This window comes from Aeromicrobium sp. Leaf272 (genome assembly GCF_001422865.1).
In the GTDB taxonomy this organism is placed as follows: Bacteria; Actinomycetota; Actinomycetes; order Propionibacteriales; family Nocardioidaceae; genus Aeromicrobium.
In genome coordinates this window covers 542,561-543,697 of sequence record NZ_LMMY01000009.1, presented here as the reverse complement: position 1 = coordinate 543,697, position 1,137 = coordinate 542,561, and the positions used below count along the sequence as shown (strand labels likewise).

Here is a 1,137-nt window from a genome sequence, read left to right as displayed (position 1 = left end):
CCTTCTCCCAGCTGTCGACGGGGTAGCTGCCGACGGGCTCGGCGGCACCGCCGATGCCGGCGTTGTTGACGGCGATCCGCAGCGGTGCCATCTCCTGGGCTGCCGCGACGGCGGCCTGGGCGACCGCGGGGTCGGCGGCGTCGCCGACGAAGGCGCGCGCGGTGCCGCCGGTGGTCTCGATCTCCTTCACGACCTGGTCGGCCGAGTCCTGTCGCAGGTCGTGGACGAGCACCGAGGCTCCGTTCGCGGCGAGCAGCAGGGCCACGGACCGGCCGATGCCGGAGCCGGCGCCAGTCACGATCGCGGAACGGTCCGCGACGTCGTAGGTGGCCATGATGTCCTCACTTTCTGTCCGACACCTGTCGGACAAATCTCATCCTACAACTGTCGGATAGACTTGCCCAGCGGTGTGACGAACGAGACCGGGACGGTCCCGGCGACGTCGGTAAGGAGGGGTCCCGTGGACGCGAGAGCCCGACGTAGCCGTGACCGGTTGTTCGCTGCCGTCCTTGCCCTCGCGGCCGAGACGCCCGTCGAGCAGCTGAGCGTCACCGAGGTGGCCCGCCGTGCCGACGTGCATCGCTCGACGTTCTACGAGCACGCGTCCACGCCGGACGGACTGCTGCGTGCCGCGCTCCTCGCCGAGCTCGACGGCCTGCGCGCCGATCTCCTCCACGACCCCGGCCGAGGCACCGACGCGGCCGTGGTGGAGACGACACGACGGGTCCTGGAGCACGTCCTGAGGCACCTGCCCGTGTACCGCCGCGGTCTGGCCGACGACGCGGGAGCCGGAGGTCTGCACGCCATGCTCGGCGAGCACTTCCTCGGGTCCTCGCGGCAGCTGCTCGAGCAGGGCCGCCTCTCGCTGCCCACCGACGTCCCCGGCGCCGACCCGGACGTCGTCGCCGACGCGGCCCTACGCCTCATCGCGCTCGGGACGGTCGGCGTCATCCGGTCGTGGATCGACCTGCCCGACCCGGACGCGGCGGCCTTCACGGCGATCTACGGCCGGCTCGTGCCGGACTGGTGGTCACAGCTCGACCGATGACCGGGCCGTCCGACCCTGCCGGCTGCCGATGGTCGAGTGCCTCCACGAGCGCCACCGAGGGGAGGGGTGTCGAGACCACTCTGGGCGGC

2 protein-coding genes are annotated in these 1,137 nt (G+C 72.1%); one reads left to right on the top strand and one right to left on the bottom strand.

Annotated elements, in window-relative coordinates:
* A partial coding sequence (locus ASF38_RS18325) for an SDR family NAD(P)-dependent oxidoreductase (protein WP_200914401.1) occupies positions 1 to 334 on the bottom strand: 334 nt, incomplete at its 3' end.
* A 159-nt stretch (positions 335 to 493) separates the two neighbouring features.
* On the opposite strand from ASF38_RS18325, the gene ASF38_RS04265 reads away from it, so the two are divergent.
* Positions 494 to 1,048 (top strand): TetR/AcrR family transcriptional regulator, encoded by a 555-nt coding sequence (locus tag ASF38_RS04265; protein ID WP_056573874.1) that lies wholly within the window; start codon positions 494 to 496, stop codon positions 1,046 to 1,048.
* Positions 1,049 to 1,137: the final 89 nt, after the last annotated feature.